Consider the following 20,827-nt stretch of genomic DNA (forward strand, 5'->3'; position numbering starts at 1 on the left):
GGGCGAACGATTGAGCGGTAACAGGTTAAGGAAGATTGACCATCATGGTTGAACTTGAAATAGACGGCAAGAAAGTAGAGGTGCCTGAAGGCAGCATGGTGATCCAGGCTGCGCATAAGGTCGACACGTACATTCCTCACTTCTGCTATCACAAGAAGCTGTCGATTGCGGCCAACTGCCGGATGTGTCTGGTCGATGTCGAGAAGATGCCGAAGGCCGTGCCCGCATGTGCCACGCCGGTCTCGGCCGGCATGATCGTGCGCACAAAATCCGACAAGGCCGTGCAGGGTCAGCAAGCCGTGATGGAATTTCTGCTGATCAACCACCCGCTCGATTGCCCGATCTGCGACCAGGGCGGCGAATGCCAGCTGCAGGATCTGGCCGTGGGTTACGGCAAGTCGGCCTCGCGCTACAGCGAAGAAAAGCGCGTGGTGTTCCACAAGAACGTCGGCCCGCTGATCTCCATGGAAGAAATGACGCGTTGCATCCACTGCACGCGGTGTGTCCGTTTCGGCCAGGAAATTGCCGGCGTGATGGAGCTCGGCATGCTGGGCCGCGGCGAACACTCGGAAATCACCTCGTTCGTCGGCAAGACGGTCGACTCCGAACTGTCCGGCAACATGATCGATCTGTGCCCGGTCGGCGCCTTGACCAGCAAGCCGTTCCGCTACAGCGCGCGGACCTGGGAACTGTCGCGCCGCAAGTCGGTGAGCCCGCACGATTCGGTCGGCGCCAACCTCGTGGTGCAGGTCAAGAACAATCGCGTGATGCGGGTTCTGCCGTTCGAAAACGAAGCGATCAACGAATGCTGGATTTCCGATAAGGACCGCTTCTCGTACGAAGCGCTGAATAGCCCGGAACGCCTCACGCAGCCCATGCTCAAGCAAGGCGGCAAGTGGGTCGAAACCGACTGGCAGACGGCGCTCGAATATGTCGTCAAGGGTTTGAAGGGCATCAAGGGCGATCACGGCGCGGAAGCGCTGGCCGCACTTGGCAGCGCCCACAGCACGGTCGAAGAACTGTTCCTGCTGAAGCAGCTTGCGCAGGCGCTCGGCACGCCTAACGTCGACTTCCGTCTGCGCCAGTCGGACTTCTCTGCGCCGGTCAATGGCGCGCCGTGGCTTGGCACGAAGCTCGCCGACCTGTCGAACGTTGATGCGGCGTTCATCATTGGCTCGGACCTGCGCCGCGACCATCCGCTGCTCGCAGCGCGTCTGCGTCAGGCCGCCAAGAGCGGCACGAAGCTGACCCTGGTGCAAGCCAGCGGCGACGACGCACTGATCCCGCAAGCCCAACGTGTCGTGGCGGCGCCGTCGGCGTGGCTCGAGGAACTGGCTGGCATCGCCGGAGCGGTTTCCGAAGCACGCGGTGTCGCACTGCCGGAAGCGTTCGCCGGCACGCAGTCCACGGATGCTCACAAGCAGGTTGCTGCTTCGCTCGCAGCCGGCGAACATCGTCTCGTGCTGATCGGCAATGGCGCTGTGCGTCATCCGGAGTTTGCGCTGATTCATGCCGCAGCCGAATGGATCGCACAAGCCACCGGCGCCACGCTCGGTTTCCTCACGGAAGCAGCGAACACCGTGGGCGCCCACCTCGCTGGCGCGCTGCCGGGAGAGGGCGGTCTAAATGCTCGTGAAGTGTTCGAGCAGCCGCGCAAGGGTTATGTGCTGCTCAACGTCGAACCGGAGTTCGACACCGCCAACCCGGCGCAAGCCCTGGCCGCGCTGAACCAGGCGGAAATGGTCGTCGTGCTGTCGCCGTTCCAGACGGGCGCAGAATACGCCGACGTGCTCCTGCCGATCGCTCCGTTCACGGAAACGGCCGGTACCTTCGTCAATGCTGAAGGCACGGTGCAGATGTTCAATGGCGTCGTGCGTCCGCTGGGTGACACGCGGCCGGCGTGGAAGGTGTTGCGCGTGCTCGGTAGCCTGCTCGGCCTGCCGGGTTTCGAATTCGACACCGCCGAAGAAGTGCGTCAGGCCGCCCTGGGCGACGGCGAACTCGCCTCGCGTCTGTCGAACAAGGCTGGCGTCGCGGTTGCCCGCGGTGCGGCAAGAAAGGCCGCGGAGGGTGCATTCGAGCGCATCGCCGACGTGCCGATCTATCACGCCGACCCGCTGGTGCGTCGCGCGGAATCGCTGCATCTGACCGCGGCCGCCCGGGCGGCGAACGCGGTCGGTCTGCCGGCTGCGCTGTTCGACAAGCTGGGTCTGAAAGACGGCGACGCAGTGCGCGTGCGCCAGGGTGAGCACTCGGTGCAGTTGCCGGCCGTGCGCGATGCAAATCTTGCGGAGACAGTCGTCCGCGTGTCGGCGGCCACGCCTGCCGGTGCAGCGCTGGGCAGCCTGTTCGGTGAACTGCTGGTGGAGAAGGCGTAAATGTTCGAATCGATCAACTCGGGCGGCACTCAGCTCCTCGGCGTCGCATGGCCCACGGTATGGGCACTCGTGCGCATCCTGGTGGTGGCCGTCGTGATCCTGCTGTGCGTGGCTTACCTGATCCTCTGGGAACGCAAGCTGATCGGCTGGATGCACGTGCGTCTCGGACCGAACCGCGTCGGCCCCGCCGGTTTGCTGCAGCCGATTGCCGACGTGCTGAAGCTGCTGCTCAAGGAAGTGATTCAGCCTACCCAGGCCAGCCGCTGGATCTACATGATCGCGCCGATCATGGTGGTGGTGCCGGCTTTCGCCGTGTGGGCCGTAATTCCGTTCCAGGCGGGAGCGGTACTGGGTGACATCAACGCGGGTCTGCTGTATGCCATCGCAATCTCGTCGATCGGTGTGTACGGCGTGATTCTGGCCGGTTGGGCCTCGAATTCGAAGTATGCGTTTCTTGGCGCAATGCGCGCCGCGGCGCAGATGGTGTCGTACGAAATTTCGATGGGCTTCGCGCTCGTCGTCGTGTTGATGACCTCGGGCAGCCTGAACCTGTCGGACATCGTCAACTCGCAGATGCGCGGCATCTTCGCCGGCTACGGTTTGACGTTCCTGTCGTGGAACTGGCTGCCGCTCCTGCCGATGTTCGTCGTCTACTTCATCTCGGGCATCGCCGAAACCAACCGTCACCCGTTCGACGTGGTGGAAGGGGAGTCGGAAATCGTCGCGGGCCACATGATCGATTACTCGGGGATGGCGTTTGCGCTGTTCTTCCTCGCCGAGTACATCAACATGATCGTGATCTCCACGCTGGCTGCTACGTTGTTCCTGGGCGGCTGGAGTGCACCGTTCGGCTTCCTGTCTTTCATCCCGGGCGTCTTCTGGCTCGTGTTGAAAGTCTTCTTCCTGTTGTCGGTATTCATCTGGGCGCGCGCCACGTTCCCGCGCTACCGTTATGACCAGATCATGCGTTTGGGCTGGAAGGTGTTCATTCCGGTGAGCGTGGTCTGGCTGATCGTAGTCGGCTTCTGGATCATGTCGCCGTTGAATATCTGGAAATAAAGGGCGGATGAACCTATGACCGCAATCCAAAACTTCTTCAAGACCTTCTTCCTGACTGAGCTGCTCAAGGGCCTCGCGCTGACCGGACGTTACACGTTCCAGCGCAAGATCACGGTGCAGTTCCCCGAAGAGAAGACCCCGATTTCGCCGCGTTTTCGCGGCCTGCATGCGTTGCGCCGCTATGAGAACGGCGAAGAGCGCTGCATTGCCTGCAAGCTGTGTGAAGCGGTGTGCCCGGCGCTTGCCATCACGATCGAATCGGAAACGCGCGCGGACAATACGCGCCGTACGACGCGCTATGACATCGATCTGACCAAATGCATCTTCTGCGGTTTCTGCGAAGAGAGCTGCCCTGTCGATTCGATCGTCGAGACGCACATTCTCGAATATCACGGCGAAAAGCGCGGCGACCTGTATTTCACGAAGGACATGCTGCTGGCAGTGGGCGACCGCTACGAAGCGGAGATTGCTGCGAACAAGGCAGCGGACGCGCCGTACCGTTGAAACGCTTTAGTTTGACGCAACACGTTGTACCGGCCTGCAGTCAGGCCGTAGGCTGCTGCTTGACCGCTGTGGCGTGGCGCATGTGCGTTGGCACATGGGTGCCAAAGAACAATGCCTGACGATGGCCTAACGATGAACCGGTAATCATGGAATTCACGACCGTACTGTTCTACATCTTCGCTCTGCTCCTGACGGTGTCGGGACTGAAGGTGATCACCTCGCGCAACCCGGTGGCGTCCGCGCTGTTCCTGGTGCTCGCGTTCTTCAACGCGGCGGCCATCTGGATGCTGCTGCAGGCCGAGTTCCTTGCGATCCTGCTGGTGCTGGTGTATGTCGGCGCGGTCATGGTGCTGTTCCTGTTCGTCGTGATGATGCTGGACATCAATCTCGACGTGCTGCGCAAGGACTTCAAGCGCTTCGTGCCCATGGCCACCGTGGTGGGCGCGATCATCGTGATCGAAACCGCGCTGATCCTCTGGCACGGCTTCGGCGCCACGCTCACGCCGCTGCGCGATACCACGGTGGCAACCGGTAGCGCGATGGCCGGCTGGTCGAATACGCGCATCATCGGCAAGGTCATCTACACGGATTACATCTTCGCGTTCGAAGTAGCGGGGCTGGTGCTGCTGGTGGCGATCATCGCCGCCATCGCACTGACCGCGCGTCACGGGAAGGACAGCAAGCGCCAGCGCGTGAGCGATCAGGTCAAGGTGCGTGCGCAAGATCGCGTGCGCGTCGTGAAAATGCCGTCCGAAAAGACTGCGGCAACCCTCAAGGCGGAACAGGCCGCCGAAGCTGCAGCAGCTGCTGCAGCCACCGCTGCAGCCGCAGCAGCGACACCTGCAAAAAATAGCTGATAGGAGACAGGAGAAAATTTTATGTTGACCCTTGCTCATTACCTTGTGCTTGGCGCGATCCTGTTTGCGATCAGCGTTGTAGGCATTTTCCTGAACCGCCGCAACGTCATCATCATCCTGATGGCGATTGAACTGATGCTGCTGGCGGTGAACACCAATTTCGTCGCGTTCTCGCATTATCTCGGCGACGTCCATGGCCAGATTTTCGTCTTCTTCGTGCTGACGGTTGCTGCAGCGGAAGCGGCGATCGGCCTTGCGATTCTGGTGACCCTGTTCCGTAGTCTCGACACGATCAATGTCGAGGATCTCGATCAGCTCAAAGGTTAATGGGGCAAGCTATGTCAACAACTCTCAACGAAAACCTGTTACTGGCGGTGCCGCTTGCACCGCTTGCCGGCTCTCTGATTGCCGGGCTGTTCGGAAAGGCAGTAGGACGCGCAGGCGCCCACACGGTCACGATCCTCGGCGTTGCAATCTCCTTCATTCTGTCGGTCATCGTCTTCCTCGACGTGATGCACGGCGCGAGCTTCAACGCGACGATCTACGAGTGGATGTCGGTCGGCAAGCTGAAGTTCGAAATCGGCTTCCTCGTCGACTCGCTGACGGCGATGATGATGTGCGTAGTGACCTTCGTGTCGCTGATGGTGCACATCTACACGATCGGCTACATGGCCGACGACGACGGCTACCAGCGCTTCTTCTCGTACATTGCGCTGTTCACCTTCTCGATGCTGATGCTGGTAATGGCCAACAACCTGCTGCAGCTGTTCTTCGGCTGGGAAGCGGTGGGGTTGGTGTCGTACCTGCTGATCGGTTTCTACTACACCCGCGAAAGCGCCATCTACGCGAACATGAAGGCGTTCATCGTGAACCGCGTGGGCGATTTCGGCTTTTTGCTGGGCATTGGTCTGCTGCTCGCGTTTGCCGGTTCGCTGAACTACGGTGACGTGTTCGCGAAGAGCCATGAACTCGCGGCGCTGACTTTCCCGGGTACGAACTGGGGGCTGCTGACGGTCGCGTGTATTTGCCTGTTCATCGGCGCAATGGGTAAGTCGGCGCAGTTCCCGCTGCACGTCTGGCTGCCCGATTCGATGGAAGGCCCGACACCGATCTCCGCGCTGATTCACGCGGCAACCATGGTGACGGCCGGTATCTTCATGGTCACGCGTATGTCGCCGCTGTTCGAACTGTCGGATACGGCGCTGTCGTTCGTGACGATCATCGGCGCAATCACCGCACTGTTCATGGGCTTCCTTGGGATCGTCCAGAACGACATCAAGCGGGTGGTGGCGTATTCCACCTTGTCGCAACTGGGCTACATGACGGTCGCGCTGGGTGTCTCGGCTTACCCGGTCGCCATGTTCCACCTGACGACGCACGCCTTCTTCAAGGCGCTGCTGTTCCTCGGCGCGGGTTCGGTGATCATCGGCATGCACCACGATCAGGACATGCGCAACATGGGCGGCCTGCGCAAGTACATGCCGATCACGTGGATCACGTCGCTGATCGGTTCGCTGGCGCTGATCGGTACGCCGTTCTTCTCCGGCTTCTACTCGAAAGACTCGATCATCGATGCGGTGAAGCTGTCGCATCTGCCGGGTTCGGACTTCGCGTACTTCGCGGTGGTGGCGAGCGTGTTCGTCACGGCGCTGTACTCGTTCCGCATGTACTTCATGGTGTTCCACGGCGAAGAGCGTTTCCGCAAGCCGAAGCATCCGGAATCGCCGATGGCGATCGAAGCCGCCGCACAGGCTGCCCACGGTCATGACGGCCACGGTCACGGTCACGACGATCACGCTCACGCGCACGAGCCGCACGAGAGCCCGTGGGTGGTGTGGGTGCCGCTGGTGCTGCTGGCCATTCCGTCGGTCATCATCGGCGCGATTGCGGTTGGTCCGCTGCTGTTCGGCGACTTCTTCCAGCACGGCGTGATCTTCGACCAGGTGATCTACATCGGCGCGAACCATCCGGTCATGCACGAAATGGCCGAAGAATTCACGGGCTGGGTCGCGATGGGCCTGCACTCGGTGTCGGGTCTGCCGGTCTGGCTGGCATTGGCCGGTGTCGTGGTGTCGTGGTTCCTGTATCTGAAGCGTCCGGATCTGCCGCCGGTCATCCGCCGCGGTTTTGGCCCGATCTATACGCTGCTCGAGAACAAGTACTACCTCGACAAGATCAATGAAGTCGTGTTTGCCCGCGGCGCCGTGGCGATTGGCCGCGGCCTCTGGAAAGAGGGCGACGTGGTGGTCATCGACGGGATCGTCAACGGCAGTGCGCGCTTTATTGGCTGGTTCGCCGGCGTGATTCGTTTCCTTCAATCCGGCTACATCTATCACTACGCGTTTGCGATGATTATTGGCATGCTGGGGCTCCTGACCCTGTTTGTAACGCTTGGCGGCAAATAAGGCGAGGGAAACTAATGCACACGTATCCGATTTTAAGTATCGCGATCTGGTTGCCGATCGTTTTCGGCCTCCTGGTCCTTGCTATCGGTTCGGACAAGAATCCCGCCCCGGCGCGCTGGATTGCGCTGATTGGCTCGGTTCTCAGCTTCATCGTCACGATTCCGCTGATTACGAGTTTTGATTCAGGCACGGCAGATCTGCAGTTCGTCGAAAAGGCGAACTGGATCGAGCGTTTCAACATTACCTATCACCTCGGAGTCGACGGCATCTCGATGTGGTTCGTGGTGCTGACGGCGCTGATCACCGTGATCGTCGTGATTGCAGGGTGGCAGGTGATTACAAAGAACGTGGCGCAGTACTTTGCCTCGTTCCTGATCCTGTCGGGCATCATGGTCGGCGTGTTTAGCGCGGCCGACGGGATGTTGTTCTACGTGTTCTTCGAAGCCACGCTGATCCCGATGTACATCATCATCGGCGTGTGGGGCGGTCCCAACCGCGTGTATGCGGCGTTCAAGTTCTTCCTGTACACGCTGATGGGCTCGTTGCTGATGCTGGTTGCGCTGCTGTATCTGTACCGGCAGACCGGCACCTTCGACCTCGCCGCGTGGCAAACGGCGCAGCTCGGCATGACGCCGCAGATCCTGCTGTTCATTGCGTTCTTCCTCGCCTTCGCGGTGAAGGTGCCCATGTGGCCGGTCCACACCTGGTTGCCTGACGCGCACGTGGAGGCGCCGACCGGCGGCTCGGTCGTGCTGGCGGCCATCATGCTGAAGCTCGGCGCATACGGCTTTCTGCGCTTTTCGCTGCCTGTCACGCCGGATGCCAGCCACTTTCTCGCGCCGGTCGTCATCACGCTGTCGCTGATTGCGGTGATCTATATCGGCCTGGTCGCGATGGTGCAATCAGACATGAAGAAGCTGGTCGCCTATTCTTCGATCGCGCACATGGGCTTCGTCACGCTCGGCTTCTTCATCTTCAACCAGCTTGGCGCGGAAGGCGCGATCGTGCAGATGATCTCGCACGGCTTCGTGTCGGGCGCGATGTTCCTGTGCATCGGCGTGCTGTATGACCGTATGCACTCGCGCCAGATCGCCGACTACGGCGGCGTCGTGAATACGATGCCGAAGTTCGCGGCACTCGTGATGCTGTTTGCAATGGCCAATTGCGGCCTGCCGGGGACCTCCGGGTTCGTCGGCGAATTTATGGTGATTCTGGCTGCGGTCCAGTACAACTTCTGGATTGCGGGCGGCGCCGCGGTCACGCTGATTCTCGGCGCGGCCTACACGCTGTGGATGTACAAGCGCGTATATTTTGGCGCGGTGGCAAACGACCACGTGAAGAAACTGCTCGACATCAACCATCGTGAGTTCTTCATGCTGATCGTGCTCGCCGCATTGACGCTGTTCATGGGCCTCTACCCGAAGCCCTTTACCGATGTGATGCACGTATCCGTGGAAAACCTCCTCTCCCACGTTGCGCAGTCGAAACTGCCGTTGCCTCAGTAACGCAGAGCGGAGGAATTTAAAGACCATGCAAAACGCACCTATGACTGCCCTGTTGCCCGACGGCCTGTTGATGCTCGCCGTAGTTGTCGCGTGGCTCAACGACACGTTCGTCGGCCAGGCCGGTCGACGCACCACGTATTTCATCGCCATTTTCTCGTCGCTGGTGGCCGGCGTCTGGTTCGGCGTGAACGCTTTCGACCCGCATGTGTATTACTTCTTCGGGCATATGTACGTGGTGGACGCCTTCGCCAGCACCATGAAGGCAGTGGTGTCGCTCGGTTACACGGTTTCGATCATCTACTCGCGCAAGTACCTGGAAGACCGCGATCTGTACCGCGGCGACTTCTTCCTGCTGGGGATGTTCTCGCTGCTCGGCCAGCTGGTGATGATCTCGGGCAACAACTTCCTGACGCTGTACCTCGGTCTCGAACTGATGTCGCTGTCGCTGTATGCGGTGATCGCGCTGCGTCGTGACGCGGCGCAGTCGAACGAAGCGGCCATGAAGTACTACGTGCTGGGTGCGCTGGCCTCCGGTTTCCTGCTCTACGGCATTTCAATGCTGTACGGCGCGACCGGTTCGCTCGATGTCAACGAAGTGTTCAAGGCGGTGGCGTCGGGCCGTATCAACGACGTCGTGCTGCTGTTCGGCGTGATCTTCATCGTCGCGGGCGTGGCGTTCAAGATGGGCGCGGTGCCGTTCCACATGTGGGTGCCCGACGTGTACCAGGGCGCGCCGACCGCAATGTCGCTGCTGACGGGCGGTGGCCCGAAGGTCGCGGCATTCGCGTGGGGGCTGCGCTTCCTCGTGATGGGTCTGCTGCCGCTGGCAGTCGACTGGCAGGAAATGCTGGTGATCATCGCGGCGTTGTCGCTGATTGTCGGCAATATCACCGGTATCGTGCAGCGCAACGTCAAGCGGATGCTCGCTTACTCGGCTATCTCGAACATGGGCTTCGTCATGCTCGGCCTTCTGGCCGGCGTGGTGGACGGCAAGACCGGCGCGGCCGCGAGCGCGTATGGTTCGGCCATGTTCTACAGCATCGTTTATCTGGTCACGACGCTCGGCACCTTCGGTATCGTTATGCTGCTGGCACGCCGCGACTTCGAAGCGGAAACGCTCGACGACTTCAAGGGTCTGAATCAACGCAGCCCGGTGTTCGCATTCGTCATGATGATCATGATGTTCTCGCTCGCAGGCGTTCCGCCGGCGGTCGGCTTCTACGCGAAGCTCGCCGTGCTGCAAGCCACGATGAATGCAGGTCTGACCTGGCTGGCGGTGCTGGCGGTGATCACGTCGCTGTTCGGTGCGTTCTACTACCTGCGTATCGTCAAGCTGATGTACTTCGACGATCCGCTCGACACCGCGCCGATCAAAGCCGACGCCTGCAACCGCGCGCTGCTCGCACTCAACGGCGTGGCCGTGCTGGTGCTGGGCATCGTGCCGGATCCGCTGCTGAAGATTTGCCTGCAGGCCATCACCCATACGCTACCGTTCTAATGTCTGCTGCTGGGTGGTTTATCGTATTGTTGGCGCTCGTGGGCGCCAACCTGCCGTTCCTGAATCAGCGCGCGTTTGGCTTCATCCCCATGAAAGGGGTGAAGAAGAGCGCGTGGCTGAGAATTGCCGAGTTGATCGTGCTGTATTTTGTGGTGGGCGCGCTTGGCTTTATGCTGGAAGCGCGCGCGGGTAACCGCTTCGAACAAGGCTGGCAGTTCTACGCGATCACATTCAGTCTGTTTATCGTGTTCGCGTTTCCCGGTTTCACCTTCCAATATCTCGTCAAACGGCGCTGACGGCTTAGGCCGTCGCGCGCCACGCTGTCCTGAGGTCGCACATGGCTGAACTTCCCGATCACGACGCCGCGCTTACCGAGACTTGTCTCGAGAGCAAAACGCTCCACGAGGGCCCATTCCTGACATTGAAGTGCGACACCGTCCGGCTGCCGGACGGCAAGAGCGCCACGCGCGAATATGTCAAACATCCAGGCGCCGTGATGGTCATCCCGCTGTTCGATGACGGCCGCGTGCTGCTGGAAAGCCAGTACCGCTATCCGATCGGCAAGGTGATGCACGAGTATCCGGCCGGCAAGCTCGATCCGGACGAAGGGGCGCTTGCTTGTGCCAAACGCGAGCTGCGCGAAGAAACCGGCTATACCGCGCGCGAATATGTGTATCTGACACGCATTCACCCGATCATTTCGTACTCGACCGAGTTCATCGACATCTATCTCGCGCGCGGCCTCACCGCTGGCGAGCAAAAGCTCGATGACGGCGAGTTCCTGGAACTGTTCACCGCAACCGTCCCCGAAGTTTCGGAATGGGTGCGGACCGGCAAGATCACCGACGTGAAAACTATCATTGGCACGTTCTGGCTCGAAAAGCTGTTGTCGGGGGCATGGCCTGCGGCCGAGCCCGAGCCGAATTAGAAAACATCGGCAGGTACGGCATCAAGCGCCAGAAACGGCAGCCCGCAAAGGCTGCCGTTCTCGTTTGGATGACGGATTTTTGCCCCTTCGGCGAGCCTGGGCGCAAAGGGTTAGAATCGCGCACGCACGCTGGATTGTGCCTGGAGGCACAATGTTCCTGACAGCGTTCACAAGTCGCCCGCAGCAAAATTTACGAACGACCGTTCACAAATTTGAATTTTGCGCTAAACTCATACGCAAGCCCTGATTCCACATGAAGGTCCTCGATTTACAGTGCCCGTACGGCCATCGGTTCGAAGGCTGGTTCGCTTCTGCTGATGACTTCGAATCGCAGTTGTCCCGCAAGCTGGTCGAATGTCCTGTTTGCAGTGCGACCGAAGTGAGCCGTTTGCCGTCGGCGCCCCGGCTGAACCTGTCGGGTGCGACTGACGCGAAAGCCCCTGCAGGCGCTGAGGAAATGCAGGCGCGCGTCATGCGCGCAATGCGCGAGGTACTGGAAAAGACTGAGAACGTGGGCGACCGCTTCGCCGAGGAAGCGCGGCGCATTCACTACAACGAAGCGCCCGCACGCAGCATTCGCGGTGTCACGACACCGCAAGACGCGAAGGCCTTGGTCGAAGAAGGCATTGAAGTGATGCCGCTGCCTATTCCGGCCGCGCTGAAGGAACCGCTGCAATAACGCAGTGGCTCACTGGCGGCGGGCAGGCCGCGGCCAGGAGACACTGCGAATGAATCTGGATTATTCCCCCGCTGACGACGCATTCCGCGCCGACATCCGCGCCTGGCTCGAAGCGAATTTACCGCGCGAGCTGAGCGACAAGGTCCTCAATCACAAACGTCTGAACCGCGAAGACTTCGCGAACTGGCACAAGCTGCTCGGCACGCGCGGCTGGTCGGTGATCGCGTGGCCGAAGGCATATGGCGGTCCGGGTTGGGACGCCACCCAACGGCACATCTGGGACGAAGAATGCGCGCGGCTCGGCGCACCATCGGTGCTGCCGTTCGGTGTGTCGATGGTGGCCCCGGTGCTGATGAAATACGGCAGCGAGGCGCAAAAGCGCCACTTCTTGCCGCGCATTCTGGATGGCACCGACTGGTGGTGCCAGGGCTATTCGGAGCCGGGGTCGGGCTCGGACCTGGCGTCGCTGCGCACGCGTGCCGAACGCGTCGGCGATCACTACATCGTGAATGGTCAGAAGACGTGGACGACGCTCGGCCAGCACGCCGACATGATGTTCTGTCTCGTGCGTACCGACAGTGGCGCCAAGAAGCAGGAAGGCATCTCGTTTCTGCTGATCGACATGAAGACGCCCGGCGTGACCGTGCGTCCCATCATCACCCTCGACGAAGATCACGAAGTCAACGAAGTGTTTTTCGAAGACGTCAAGGTGCCGCTCGAGAATCTGGTCGGCGAAGAAAATCGCGGCTGGACGTACGCAAAATATCTGCTGGGTCATGAGCGCACCGGTATTGCGCGGGTGGGGCAATCCAAGCGCGAGCTGGTATTCCTGAAACGTCTCGCGCTCGAACAGAAAAAGAATGGCAAACCGCTGCTGCACGACCCCGTGTTCGCAGCGAAGGTGGCGAACCTCGAGATCGAATTGATGGCGCTGGAAGTCACCGTGCAGCGTGTGGTCGCCAATGAAACAGGCGGACGCGGTCCGGGACCGGAGGCGTCGATGCTGAAGATCAAAGGCACCGAAGTCCAGCAGGCACTGACCGAGCTGATGTTCGAAGCCGTCGGCCCGCTCGCGGCGCCGTTCGATGTGCCGTTCCTCGAAGGCGAGCGCGCACACAGCATTGCCGGCGACGATGACGCCGCGCCGCTTGCCGCGTACTACTTCAACTTCCGCAAGACGTCGATCTACGGCGGCTCGAACGAAATTCAAAAGAACATCATCGCGCAGATGATTCTCGGACTCTGAGGAGCGGCGCATGGACTTCACTTTTACCGACGAACAACAGCAATTTGCCGACGCACTGCGCCGTTACCTGGACAAGAACTACGGTTTCGAAGCACGGCAGGCTATCGTGTATTCGGACGCGGGCGTCTCGGAGACGCATTGGAACGCTTTCAGCGAACTCGGCCTGACCGCTTTGCCGGTGCCGGAAGAGCAGGGTGGCTTCAATGGCAGCCCGGTGGATATGCTGGTCGTCATGCAGGAGCTTGGCCGCGCGCTGGTGGTCGAGCCGTATTGGGCCACGGCGGTGGGTATCGAGGCGTTGCGCATTGCGGGCTCGGCCGGCGCGGGGCACGGCGAGGATACCGCGTTGCTCGAACGCGCGGCGCAAGGCGAGATCAAGCTCGCAGTCGCGTTCCATGAACCGCACGCGCGCTACGATCTGTTCTCCGTCGAAACGACTGCTGTGAAGCAAGGTGAGCAATACGCACTGAGCGGCAAGAAGTCAGTCGTGCTGCACGGTGCACAGGCGCACTACTGGATCGTGCCCGCCCGTCTGAACGGCGAAATCGCGCTGTTCGTGGTTGCGCGTGATGCAGCAGGTGTGCAGGTGACGGACTACCGCACGATCGACGGGCAACGCGCAGCGAACCTGTCGCTCGAAGGCACGCCTGCGCGGCAACTCGTTGGCGAGACCGGCGGCGCCGCCGCGCTCGAACATATCGCCGACTACGGCACCGTGCTGTTGTGTGCGGAAGCGGTCGGCGCGCTCGATGCGCTCAATCACGCCACCGTCGAATACACGAAGACGCGTCAGCAGTTCGGCCAGCCCATCGCGCGCTTTCAGGCGCTACAACACCGGATGGTCGAGATGCTGATCCACGCCGAACAGGCGCGTTCCGTGACCTATCTGGCTGCAGTGCGCTACGCCAGCACGAATGCAGACGAACGGCGCCGCGCGGTTTCCGCCGCGAAGGTCCGGGTCGGACAGGCCGCGCGTTTCGTCGGCCAGCAGGCGGTCCAGTTGCACGGCGGCATGGGTGTCACGAATGAGGTGGCGGCGGCCCATCTGTTCAAGCGGCTGGCGATCATCGAAACCACGCTGGGCGATGTCGATCACCATCTTGCGCGTTTCGCCGCGCTGCCCGGCTTTGCCACGGCCGAAGCATGACCGGCCGGCTGATTCAAACCAAGTGAGGTGTCGCGATGGGATTGAGTTTCGAAGATATGGAAGTCGGCTCGGTCATCGAGTGTGGTGAACACACGTTCACGCGCGAAGAAATCGTCGAGTTTGCCGAGCGGTTCGATCCGCAACCGTTTCACATCGACGACGCGGCCGCCGCAGCATCGCCCTTTGGCGGCCTGATCGCGAGCGGCTGGCATACCTGTTCGGTGATGATGGGCTTACTGGTGCGCAACGCGTTCGCGGGGTCCACTTCGATGGGCTCGCCGGGTATCGATGAAATCCGTTGGTTGCAGCCGGTGCGCGTCGGCGACACGATCCGCATGACGAATGCGATCCTCGACAAGCGCGTGTCGCAAAGCAAACCGGACCGCGGCATGGTCTCGACCGAATGGAACGGGATCAACCAGCATGGCGAGACGGTGATCATCGTGCGCTCGAAGGGCTTGTTCGGCTTGCGCAACCCCGGAGCACGCGGATGAAGCGCGACGCGGTGCTGCTCGACGCCCAGGCCTTGCGTTCGCTGGTGGGTGGCGCGCCGCTCATCAGCGACTGGCTGGGCATCGATCAGGCGAGCGTCAATGATTTCGCTGCGGCCACCGGGGATCATCAATGGATACATGTCGACCCGGAACGCGCGCGGCGTGAGTCGCCGTTCGGCGGTCCAATTGCGCATGGGTTTTTGACCTTGTCTTTGATCCCGGGCTTGCTGGCGCAAACCGTGACGCTCAAGCAGCGAATGGGCGTCAATTACGGGCTCAACCGCGTTCGCTTCACGGCACCCGTGCCGGTCGGCTCACAATTGCGAGCGAGTTTCGCGGTGTCGAGCGTCGACGATGTGGACGATGCAGGCGTGCAGGTGGTATGGAACGTGACGCTGGAACGGCAGGGCAGTGAGCGGCCGGTGTGCGTGGCGGAATTCATCACGCGGCATTATTTCTAGCCGTCGTTCCAACGTAGCGAGCTAGCGTGTTACGCGCGTGGCGGCTTCATTGCCGCCACGCGCATCAGCCTTTCCTCAAGCCCGAACACTCGGCGCATCAGGATCGCGTGATCGGCGTCTCAACCCGTGCCGCCGAACCCGCATCCATATACTTCGCCAGCTCCAGCTTGGCGATCGCGTTGCGATGCACCTCATCGGGACCATCGGCAAAGCGCAGCGTGCGCGCGGACGTATAGGCATAAGCGAGCGGAAAGTCTTCGCTCAAACCTCCCGCCCCGTGCGCCTGGATCGCCCAATCGATCACCTGGCAGGCCATGTTCGGCGCGACCACCTTGATCATCGCAATCTCGCCACGCGCTCCCTTGTTGCCGACCGTGTCCATCATGTAAGCGGTTTTGAGCGTCAGCAGACGAGCCTGTTCGATCAGGCAACGCGCCTCGGCGAGACGCTCCTGGGTGACGCCTTGCGCGGCGACCGGTTTGCCGAATGCCACGCGTTGTAGTGAACGCCGCGCCATCAATTCGAGCGCGCGTTCCGCGAGGCCGATCAGGCGCATGCAATGATGAATCCGGCCCGGTCCGAGGCGCCCTTGTGCGATCTCGAAGCCGCGTCCTTCGCCCAGTAGCATGTTCGTCGCCGGTACGCGGACGTTTTCGAGCGTGATCTCCATGTGGCCATGCGGCGCGTCGTCGTAGCCGAACACCGTAAGCGGACGGTGCACGGTGATGCCGGTGGCGTCGGCAGGCACGAGGATCATCGATTGCTGTTGATGGCGCGGCGCTTCGGGATCCGTCTTGCCCATCACGATGTACACCTTGCAGCGCGGATCGCCCGCACCCGAAGACCACCACTTGTGGCCGTTGACCAGATAGCTGTCGCCGTCGCGCTGAATGCGCGTCTGGATGTTCGTCGCATCCGACGACGCCACTTCGGGCTCCGTCATCAGAAACGCTGAACGGATCTGCCCTTGCAGCAGAGGTTCGAGCCACTCGCGTTTGTTCTCCGGGCTGCCATAACGTTCGATGGTCTCCATGTTGCCGGTATCTGGCGCGTTGCAATTGAACACCTCCGGCGCCCAGGGCACGCGCCCCATGATTTCGCACAGCGGCGCGTATTCGAGGTTGGTCAGGCCCGCACCGCGCTCCGAGTCGGGCAGGAACAGATTCCATAACCCCGCGTCACGGGCTTGCTGCTTCAGTTGTTCGATCAGCTCGGTGGGTACCCATGCGTTGCCGTTTGCGCGGTTGTGCGCCACTTCGTCGGCGAACGTTTTCTCATTCGGATAAATGTGTTCGTCGAAGAAGGCCAGCAGTTTCTCGCGCAACGCCTGAACCTTCGGGGTGTAATCGAAATTCATGTAAGACCTCGCGGATGACGGGAGTATCGGTTAACGCACTTTCTGCGCGTAGCGCCAGGCGAGTTCCGCCATGGGCTTTGCGCGCCGGCCTGCGTCGAGCGCCTGCGCGCTCGCAGCGGTGCCGTCGACGACGCGTTTCATGATCCCTTGCAGGATCGCGGCAATGCGGAACATGTTGTATGCCAGATAGAAATTCCAGTCACCGTGGATCTCGAAACCCGTGCGCGCGCAATAACGTTCGACGTAGTGCGCCTCGTCTGGAATGCCGAGCGTGGCCCAGTCGAGTCCCGCGATACCGCGAAACTGCGCCGGGTCCACATGCCACGCCATGCAGTGGTAAGCGAAGTCGGCGAGCGGATCGCCGAGCGTCGACAATTCCCAGTCGAGCACCGCCAGCACGCGTGGTTCATGCGGATGGAAAATCAGGTTGTCGAGCCGGTAGTCGCCATGCACGATCGACACGCGCCCGCCCGTTTCATCCGGCATATGCTGCGGCAGCCATTCGATCAGGCGCTGCATCGCCTCGATCGGTTCCGTTTCGGAGGCGAGATACTGCTTGCTCCAGCGGCCGACCTGCCGCGCGAAATAGTTGCCCGGCTTGCCGTAATCGGCGAGGCCAAGCGCGGCGACATCCACGCTATGGAGCGCCGCGATCACGCGATTCATCTCGTCGTAGACGGCCCCGCGCTCAGCCGCGTTCATTCCAGGCAAGGACTGATCCCACAGCACGCGACCCTCGACGAACTGCATCACGTAGAAGGCACGCCCCATCACCGTTTCGTCCTCGCAGAGCGCGAGCATCCTGGCGACCGGCACGTCGGTATCCGCGAGCGCATGCATCACGCGATATTCGCGTTCAATCGCATGCGCGGACGGCAGCAGCTTGGCCGTGGGGCCGGGCTTCGCGCGCATCACATAGGTGCGCGACGGCGTGATCAGCTTGAAGGTGGGATTCGACTGGCCGCCCGCGAACTGCTCGACAGTGAGCGGCCCGGCAAAGTCTTCGACATGCTGCGCGAGCCACGCACCGAGCGCGTCGTGGTCGAAACGTTGACGCTCCGTGACCGGACGCGTGCCTTCGAATGCAGAGTAGTCCGGTTTGTGTTCAGGTTCGCCCGTCTTGGTGGCTTCGCCCATTGTCTCCTCCAGTTCAGAGTTCGCTATGCGTCGCGCTGGTATTGAATGAATTGCGCGTAGAGCATTTCCATCGTCGTGTTCCGCACGTCACGATGCAACGGTGACGGCGGCGAGTAGTTGAGCGTTCGCAGCACCCAGTCGCGCGGCCTCTCGCCCACATCTAATGCGTTGATGCAACCGGTTGCCTGCGATAAGTGCCCGAAGAACGTGCGGCCGCCGGCTGTGATCGCGTGCGAGAGGATGGCGCGATTCACGCCGCCATGCAGCACCAGCAACACGGTGTCCCACGAGGTGTCGTCACGCAGTGCCGTGACTGCCGGCAGCACACGGTCGAACAGTTCGCCGATCGTCTCGCCGCCAAGAAAGCGCGTGCTCTCGGCGACGATGCCGTCGAACACGCTGAGAAACGCGGCTTCCAGGTCCGCGGCGGGAATGCTGCCGAGCTTGCCGCCGCGAATCTCCTGTAACTCGGGATCGATCTCCAGCTCGATCTGCTGGCCGGTTTCCGCCAGCACGCGCTGCGCGGTTTCGACGGTGCGCGGCAAACCGCTGACGATCACCCGGTCGAAGCGGATCTGCTGTTCGGCGAACACGCGCCCCGCTGCGCTGGCCTGGGCCCGGCCGTTGGCGTTCAGCGGCACGGTCTGCGGATCGATCGCGCGGCCCGTTGCGTCGAAGTAGGTCACGTCGCCGTGCCGCATCAAAAAGATACGCCGCCGCTTGGGCAGTTGAAATTCAGACATGGGAGGCTCGCTCATCGGCTCAATGGCTGACTTGATTCACTTGTAGACCGGGGCGCGTTTTTCGAGGAATGCCGTGATGCCCTCCAGCGCGTCGCGGTGATGCAGCGACGCGACGAAGTTGTCGCGTTCGCTCACGAGATGCTCGGCGAGCGACTGCGTGCCCGCGACGCTCAACAAGCCCTTGATACGGGCGATGGCGTTCGGCGAGATCTTGCCGAGATCGTCGGCCCAGGCGAGCGCGTCATCGCGCGCCGCGCCGGGTTTCGCGAGCCGGTTCACCACGCCAAGTTCATGCAGCCGCGCGGCGCCGATCGGCTTGCCTTCCAGCAGCACTTCGGCGGCGAGCGGACGCGGCAGCGCTTGCGCAAGGAACCACGAACCGCCGCCGTCGGGCGTGAGACCGACTCGTGCATACGACATGACAAATCTGGCGTTGTCGGCCGCAACGAGCAGGTCGCAGGCGAGGGCGAGCGAAAACCCCGCTCCCGCTGCCGCACCCTCGACCGCTGCAATCACAGGCTTCGACGATGCTCGTAGCGCAGCGATCCATTCCCCCAGCAGGTCGATGCTTTGCGCCTGCACCGAAGGATCCTTCGCACGGTTTTCGAGCAGCCGGTTCAGATTGCCGCCGGCGCAGAAGAACTGGTCGGCGCCGGTGATCACGACGGCGCGAATCGAGGCGTCGCGCTCGACGCTGTTCATGGCTTCAATGCCCGCCGCGTACATGTCGGGATGCAGCGCGTTGCGCGCGCCCGGGTTCGACAGCGTGAGGACGAGCGTCGATTCGCTTTCAGCAGGGCGTGAGGTGAGCAGTTCGGCGCTCATTGCGCGGTCTCCGGGTTGAGGTTGGCGGCATCCGTTTGCGTCAGCGACATGCCGAGTTGCGCGCGCCGGGCGAGCCACGGCGAAGGACGATAACGCGGGTCGCCGAGCACACTCGACATGTTGCGCAGAATCGTGAGGATGGTATGGGCGCCGAGTGCGTCGCCCAGCGCGAGCGGTCCGCGTGGATAGCCGAGGCCGAGTGTGACCGCGAGGTCGATGTCCTGCGGCGTCGCAATCTGCTTTTGTGCGATATCGCAGCCGATGTTGACGATCGTCGCCACCACGCGTTGCGCGACAAAGCCGCTCGAATCGCGGATCACGGTCACGGGGACGCCATCTGCCGCCAGCAATGCGTGGCCCTGGTCGCGGGCGGCGCGCGTGGTTGCCGGCGTGGTCATCAGCGTGCGGCGCTGGGCTGCGACGAGCGGGAACAGCGTGTCCACGGCGACCACGCGGCTGGCGTCGAGACCTTCTTCGACGGCGGCGCTGGTCGCGTCGTGCCCGAACGGCGTGACGACGATCAGCGAGTCCGCTGCGGGTGACGCGCCGTCGTCTAACAAAACCCCGGCCTTCGCGACGAGTTCTGCAACGGCCTCATGCGCGTGCGGATAACGCTGGCTGATCCATACGCGTTCAGGCAATTCGGTGGGGGCAGGCGCTTCGTCGGGGATCTGCTGCTTGCCGTCGTCGTAACGATAGAAACCTTCGCCCGTCTTGCGCCCAATCAGTCCACCCGCCAGACGTGTGCCGGTGATGGGCGACGGCGTAAAGCGCGGCTCTTCATAGAACTGGTGATAGATCGATTCCATCACCGGGTGCGAGACATCCAGCGCGGTCAGGTCGAGCAATTCGAACGGGCCGAGACGGAAACCGGCTTGCTCGCGCATGATGCGGTCGATGTCGACAAAGCTCGCCACACCTTCCCCCGCCACGCGCAAACCCTCGGTATTCATGCCGCGGCCGGCATGATTGACAATGAAGCCGGGCATGTCCTTCGCGCGCACCGGCGTGTGGCCCACGCGGCGCGCGAGCTCCATCAGCGCGTCGCCGGCGGCGGGATCGCTGCGCAGACCGTCGATCACTTCGACGACTTTCATCAGCGGCACCGGATTGAAGAAGTGATAACCGACGACGCGCGTGGGATCGACACAGCCGGCGGCAATCGCCGTAATGGACAGCGACGAGGTATTCGACGCCAGCACGCATCGGCCGCTGACGACGGTTTCGAGTTCGCGGAACAGGGCGCGCTTCACATCGAGCTTCTCGACGATAGCCTCGATCACCAGATCGCAATCCGCGAGCTCGCCGATTGTTTGCACGCCGCTGACACAGGCCAACGCCGCGAGCGCGCGGGCCTGGTCGAGCTTGCCTTTGGCGGTAAGTCTGGAGAAGGTCTCGGCGAGGTAGTCGCGCGCGGCGCCGACGGCGGCGAGGTTGGTGTCGTACAAACGCACGGTCAGCCCGGCCAGCGCGGCGATCTGTGCAATGCCGCGGCCCATTGCACCGGTTCCGACAATGCCGATAGTCTCGATGCTGTAATTGCGAGAGGTCATTGAATTGCTCGACTCCATGGTTATTTTAGAATAGCACGCTCGTGCAATTTA

General features: G+C 61.8%; 20 protein-coding genes. 15 read left to right on the top strand and 5 right to left on the bottom strand.

The window, feature by feature from the left end; translation table 11 throughout:
• The first annotated feature begins 44 nt into the window (after positions 1-44).
• The 15 genes from nuoG to VGH41_RS01335 all read left to right on the top strand — a co-directional run bounded on the left by nuoG (position 45) and on the right by VGH41_RS01335 (position 15,161).
• A complete protein-coding gene (gene nuoG, locus VGH41_RS01265; protein ID WP_331595487.1) occupies positions 45-2,378 on the top strand; it encodes an NADH-quinone oxidoreductase subunit NuoG in 2,334 nt (777 codons plus the stop codon).
• Entirely contained in the window at positions 2,379-3,437 is a 1,059-nt protein-coding gene (gene nuoH / locus VGH41_RS01270) for an NADH-quinone oxidoreductase subunit NuoH (RefSeq protein ID WP_331595488.1), read from the top strand. It begins immediately after the preceding gene.
• Positions 3,438-3,452: 15 nt separating this feature from the next.
• Complete coding sequence (gene nuoI / locus VGH41_RS01275) at positions 3,453-3,941, top strand: NADH-quinone oxidoreductase subunit NuoI (RefSeq protein ID WP_012401389.1); 489 nt, start codon at positions 3,453-3,455, stop codon at positions 3,939-3,941.
• A 146-nt stretch (positions 3,942-4,087) separates the two neighbouring features.
• Entirely contained in the window at positions 4,088-4,798 is a 711-nt protein-coding gene (locus tag VGH41_RS01280; RefSeq protein ID WP_331595489.1) for an NADH-quinone oxidoreductase subunit J, read from the top strand.
• A 21-nt stretch (positions 4,799-4,819) separates the two neighbouring features.
• On the top strand, positions 4,820-5,125 hold the full coding sequence (nuoK, locus tag VGH41_RS01285; RefSeq protein ID WP_013339863.1) for an NADH-quinone oxidoreductase subunit NuoK: 306 nt from the start codon (positions 4,820-4,822) through the stop codon (positions 5,123-5,125).
• Between the two features lie 11 nt (positions 5,126-5,136).
• Positions 5,137-7,203 (top strand): NADH-quinone oxidoreductase subunit L, encoded by a 2,067-nt coding sequence (gene nuoL / locus VGH41_RS01290; RefSeq protein WP_331595490.1) that lies wholly within the window; start codon positions 5,137-5,139, stop codon positions 7,201-7,203.
• 14 nt (positions 7,204-7,217) lie between these two features.
• Positions 7,218-8,708, top strand: a complete 1,491-nt coding sequence (locus tag VGH41_RS01295; protein ID WP_331595491.1) for an NADH-quinone oxidoreductase subunit M — start codon at positions 7,218-7,220, stop codon at positions 8,706-8,708.
• A 25-nt stretch (positions 8,709-8,733) separates the two neighbouring features.
• On the top strand, positions 8,734-10,206 hold the full coding sequence (gene nuoN, locus VGH41_RS01300) for an NADH-quinone oxidoreductase subunit NuoN (protein ID WP_331595492.1): 1,473 nt from the start codon (positions 8,734-8,736) through the stop codon (positions 10,204-10,206).
• Positions 10,206-10,502, top strand: coding sequence for a DUF2818 family protein (locus VGH41_RS01305; RefSeq protein ID WP_331595493.1), 297 nt, complete (start codon positions 10,206-10,208; stop codon positions 10,500-10,502). The genes nuoN and VGH41_RS01305 overlap by 1 nt, the downstream gene beginning before the upstream one ends.
• Positions 10,503-10,543: 41 nt before the next feature.
• On the top strand, positions 10,544-11,134 hold the full coding sequence (locus VGH41_RS01310; RefSeq protein ID WP_331595494.1) for an NUDIX hydrolase: 591 nt from the start codon (positions 10,544-10,546) through the stop codon (positions 11,132-11,134).
• A 253-nt stretch (positions 11,135-11,387) separates the two neighbouring features.
• Positions 11,388-11,813 carry a DUF1178 family protein gene (locus VGH41_RS01315; protein ID WP_331595495.1) on the top strand — a complete coding sequence of 142 codons (426 nt, stop codon included), beginning with the start codon at positions 11,388-11,390 and terminating at the stop codon, positions 11,811-11,813.
• A gap of 49 nt (positions 11,814-11,862) precedes the next feature.
• The gene (locus tag VGH41_RS01320) at positions 11,863-13,059 is read left to right on the top strand and encodes an acyl-CoA dehydrogenase family protein (protein ID WP_331595496.1); all 1,197 of its coding nucleotides are present in this window, start codon (positions 11,863-11,865) and stop codon (positions 13,057-13,059) included.
• 10 nt (positions 13,060-13,069) lie between these two features.
• On the top strand, positions 13,070-14,206 hold the full coding sequence (locus VGH41_RS01325) for an acyl-CoA dehydrogenase (protein ID WP_331595497.1): 1,137 nt from the start codon (positions 13,070-13,072) through the stop codon (positions 14,204-14,206).
• A gap of 35 nt (positions 14,207-14,241) precedes the next feature.
• A complete protein-coding gene (locus VGH41_RS01330) occupies positions 14,242-14,700 on the top strand; it encodes a MaoC family dehydratase (protein ID WP_331595498.1) in 459 nt (152 codons plus the stop codon).
• Positions 14,697-15,161: a MaoC family dehydratase gene (locus VGH41_RS01335; RefSeq protein ID WP_331595499.1), complete on the top strand. Its 465-nt coding sequence runs from the start codon at positions 14,697-14,699 to the stop codon at positions 15,159-15,161. The genes VGH41_RS01330 and VGH41_RS01335 overlap by 4 nt, the downstream gene beginning before the upstream one ends.
• A gap of 97 nt (positions 15,162-15,258) precedes the next feature.
• Here VGH41_RS01335 and VGH41_RS01340 read toward each other — a convergent pair whose 3' ends face one another.
• The 5 genes from VGH41_RS01340 to VGH41_RS01360 are packed head-to-tail and all read right to left on the bottom strand — an operon-like array spanning position 15,259 to position 20,776.
• On the bottom strand, positions 15,259-16,518 hold the full coding sequence (locus tag VGH41_RS01340) for an acyl-CoA dehydrogenase family protein (protein WP_331595500.1): 1,260 nt from the start codon (positions 16,516-16,518) through the stop codon (positions 15,259-15,261).
• A gap of 30 nt (positions 16,519-16,548) precedes the next feature.
• On the bottom strand, positions 16,549-17,655 hold the full coding sequence (locus VGH41_RS01345) for a phosphotransferase (RefSeq protein WP_331595501.1): 1,107 nt from the start codon (positions 17,653-17,655) through the stop codon (positions 16,549-16,551).
• A gap of 23 nt (positions 17,656-17,678) precedes the next feature.
• Positions 17,679-18,398 carry a histidine phosphatase family protein gene (locus tag VGH41_RS01350; RefSeq protein ID WP_331595502.1) on the bottom strand — a complete coding sequence of 240 codons (720 nt, stop codon included), beginning with the start codon at positions 18,396-18,398 and terminating at the stop codon, positions 17,679-17,681.
• 36 nt (positions 18,399-18,434) lie between these two features.
• Positions 18,435-19,223 (bottom strand): oxepin-CoA hydrolase, alternative type, encoded by a 789-nt coding sequence (locus tag VGH41_RS01355; protein WP_331595503.1) that lies wholly within the window; start codon positions 19,221-19,223, stop codon positions 18,435-18,437.
• Positions 19,220-20,776: a 3-hydroxyacyl-CoA dehydrogenase gene (locus VGH41_RS01360; protein ID WP_331595504.1), complete on the bottom strand. Its 1,557-nt coding sequence runs from the start codon at positions 20,774-20,776 to the stop codon at positions 19,220-19,222. Before VGH41_RS01360 ends, VGH41_RS01355 begins: the two co-directional genes overlap by 4 nt.
• Positions 20,777-20,827 lie beyond the last annotated feature (51 nt).

The organism is Paraburkholderia sp. (assembly GCF_036488795.1).
In the GTDB taxonomy this organism is placed as follows: domain Bacteria; phylum Pseudomonadota; class Gammaproteobacteria; order Burkholderiales; family Burkholderiaceae; genus Paraburkholderia.

Coding starts and splice junctions, on each gene's coding strand:
- VGH41_RS01320 (WP_331595496.1), top strand. CDS start 11,863: ATGAATCTGGATTATTCCCCCGCTGACGACGCATTCCGCGCCGACATC.
- VGH41_RS01310 (WP_331595494.1), top strand. CDS start 10,544: ATGGCTGAACTTCCCGATCACGACGCCGCGCTTACCGAGACTTGTCTC.
- VGH41_RS01345 (WP_331595501.1), bottom strand. CDS start 17,655: ATGGGCGAAGCCACCAAGACGGGCGAACCTGAACACAAACCGGACTAC.
- nuoG (WP_331595487.1), top strand. CDS start 45: ATGGTTGAACTTGAAATAGACGGCAAGAAAGTAGAGGTGCCTGAAGGC.
- VGH41_RS01350 (WP_331595502.1), bottom strand. CDS start 18,398: ATGTCTGAATTTCAACTGCCCAAGCGGCGGCGTATCTTTTTGATGCGG.
- VGH41_RS01280 (WP_331595489.1), top strand. CDS start 4,088: ATGGAATTCACGACCGTACTGTTCTACATCTTCGCTCTGCTCCTGACG.
- VGH41_RS01305 (WP_331595493.1), top strand. CDS start 10,206: ATGTCTGCTGCTGGGTGGTTTATCGTATTGTTGGCGCTCGTGGGCGCC.
- VGH41_RS01335 (WP_331595499.1), top strand. CDS start 14,697: ATGAAGCGCGACGCGGTGCTGCTCGACGCCCAGGCCTTGCGTTCGCTG.
- VGH41_RS01355 (WP_331595503.1), bottom strand. CDS start 19,223: ATGAGCGCCGAACTGCTCACCTCACGCCCTGCTGAAAGCGAATCGACG.
- VGH41_RS01325 (WP_331595497.1), top strand. CDS start 13,070: ATGGACTTCACTTTTACCGACGAACAACAGCAATTTGCCGACGCACTG.
- nuoL (WP_331595490.1), top strand. CDS start 5,137: ATGTCAACAACTCTCAACGAAAACCTGTTACTGGCGGTGCCGCTTGCA.
- nuoN (WP_331595492.1), top strand. CDS start 8,734: ATGCAAAACGCACCTATGACTGCCCTGTTGCCCGACGGCCTGTTGATG.
- nuoH (WP_331595488.1), top strand. CDS start 2,379: ATGTTCGAATCGATCAACTCGGGCGGCACTCAGCTCCTCGGCGTCGCA.
- VGH41_RS01360 (WP_331595504.1), bottom strand. CDS start 20,776: ATGACCTCTCGCAATTACAGCATCGAGACTATCGGCATTGTCGGAACC.
- nuoK (WP_013339863.1), top strand. CDS start 4,820: ATGTTGACCCTTGCTCATTACCTTGTGCTTGGCGCGATCCTGTTTGCG.
- nuoI (WP_012401389.1), top strand. CDS start 3,453: ATGACCGCAATCCAAAACTTCTTCAAGACCTTCTTCCTGACTGAGCTG.
- VGH41_RS01315 (WP_331595495.1), top strand. CDS start 11,388: ATGAAGGTCCTCGATTTACAGTGCCCGTACGGCCATCGGTTCGAAGGC.
- VGH41_RS01340 (WP_331595500.1), bottom strand. CDS start 16,518: ATGAATTTCGATTACACCCCGAAGGTTCAGGCGTTGCGCGAGAAACTG.
- VGH41_RS01330 (WP_331595498.1), top strand. CDS start 14,242: ATGGGATTGAGTTTCGAAGATATGGAAGTCGGCTCGGTCATCGAGTGT.
- VGH41_RS01295 (WP_331595491.1), top strand. CDS start 7,218: ATGCACACGTATCCGATTTTAAGTATCGCGATCTGGTTGCCGATCGTT.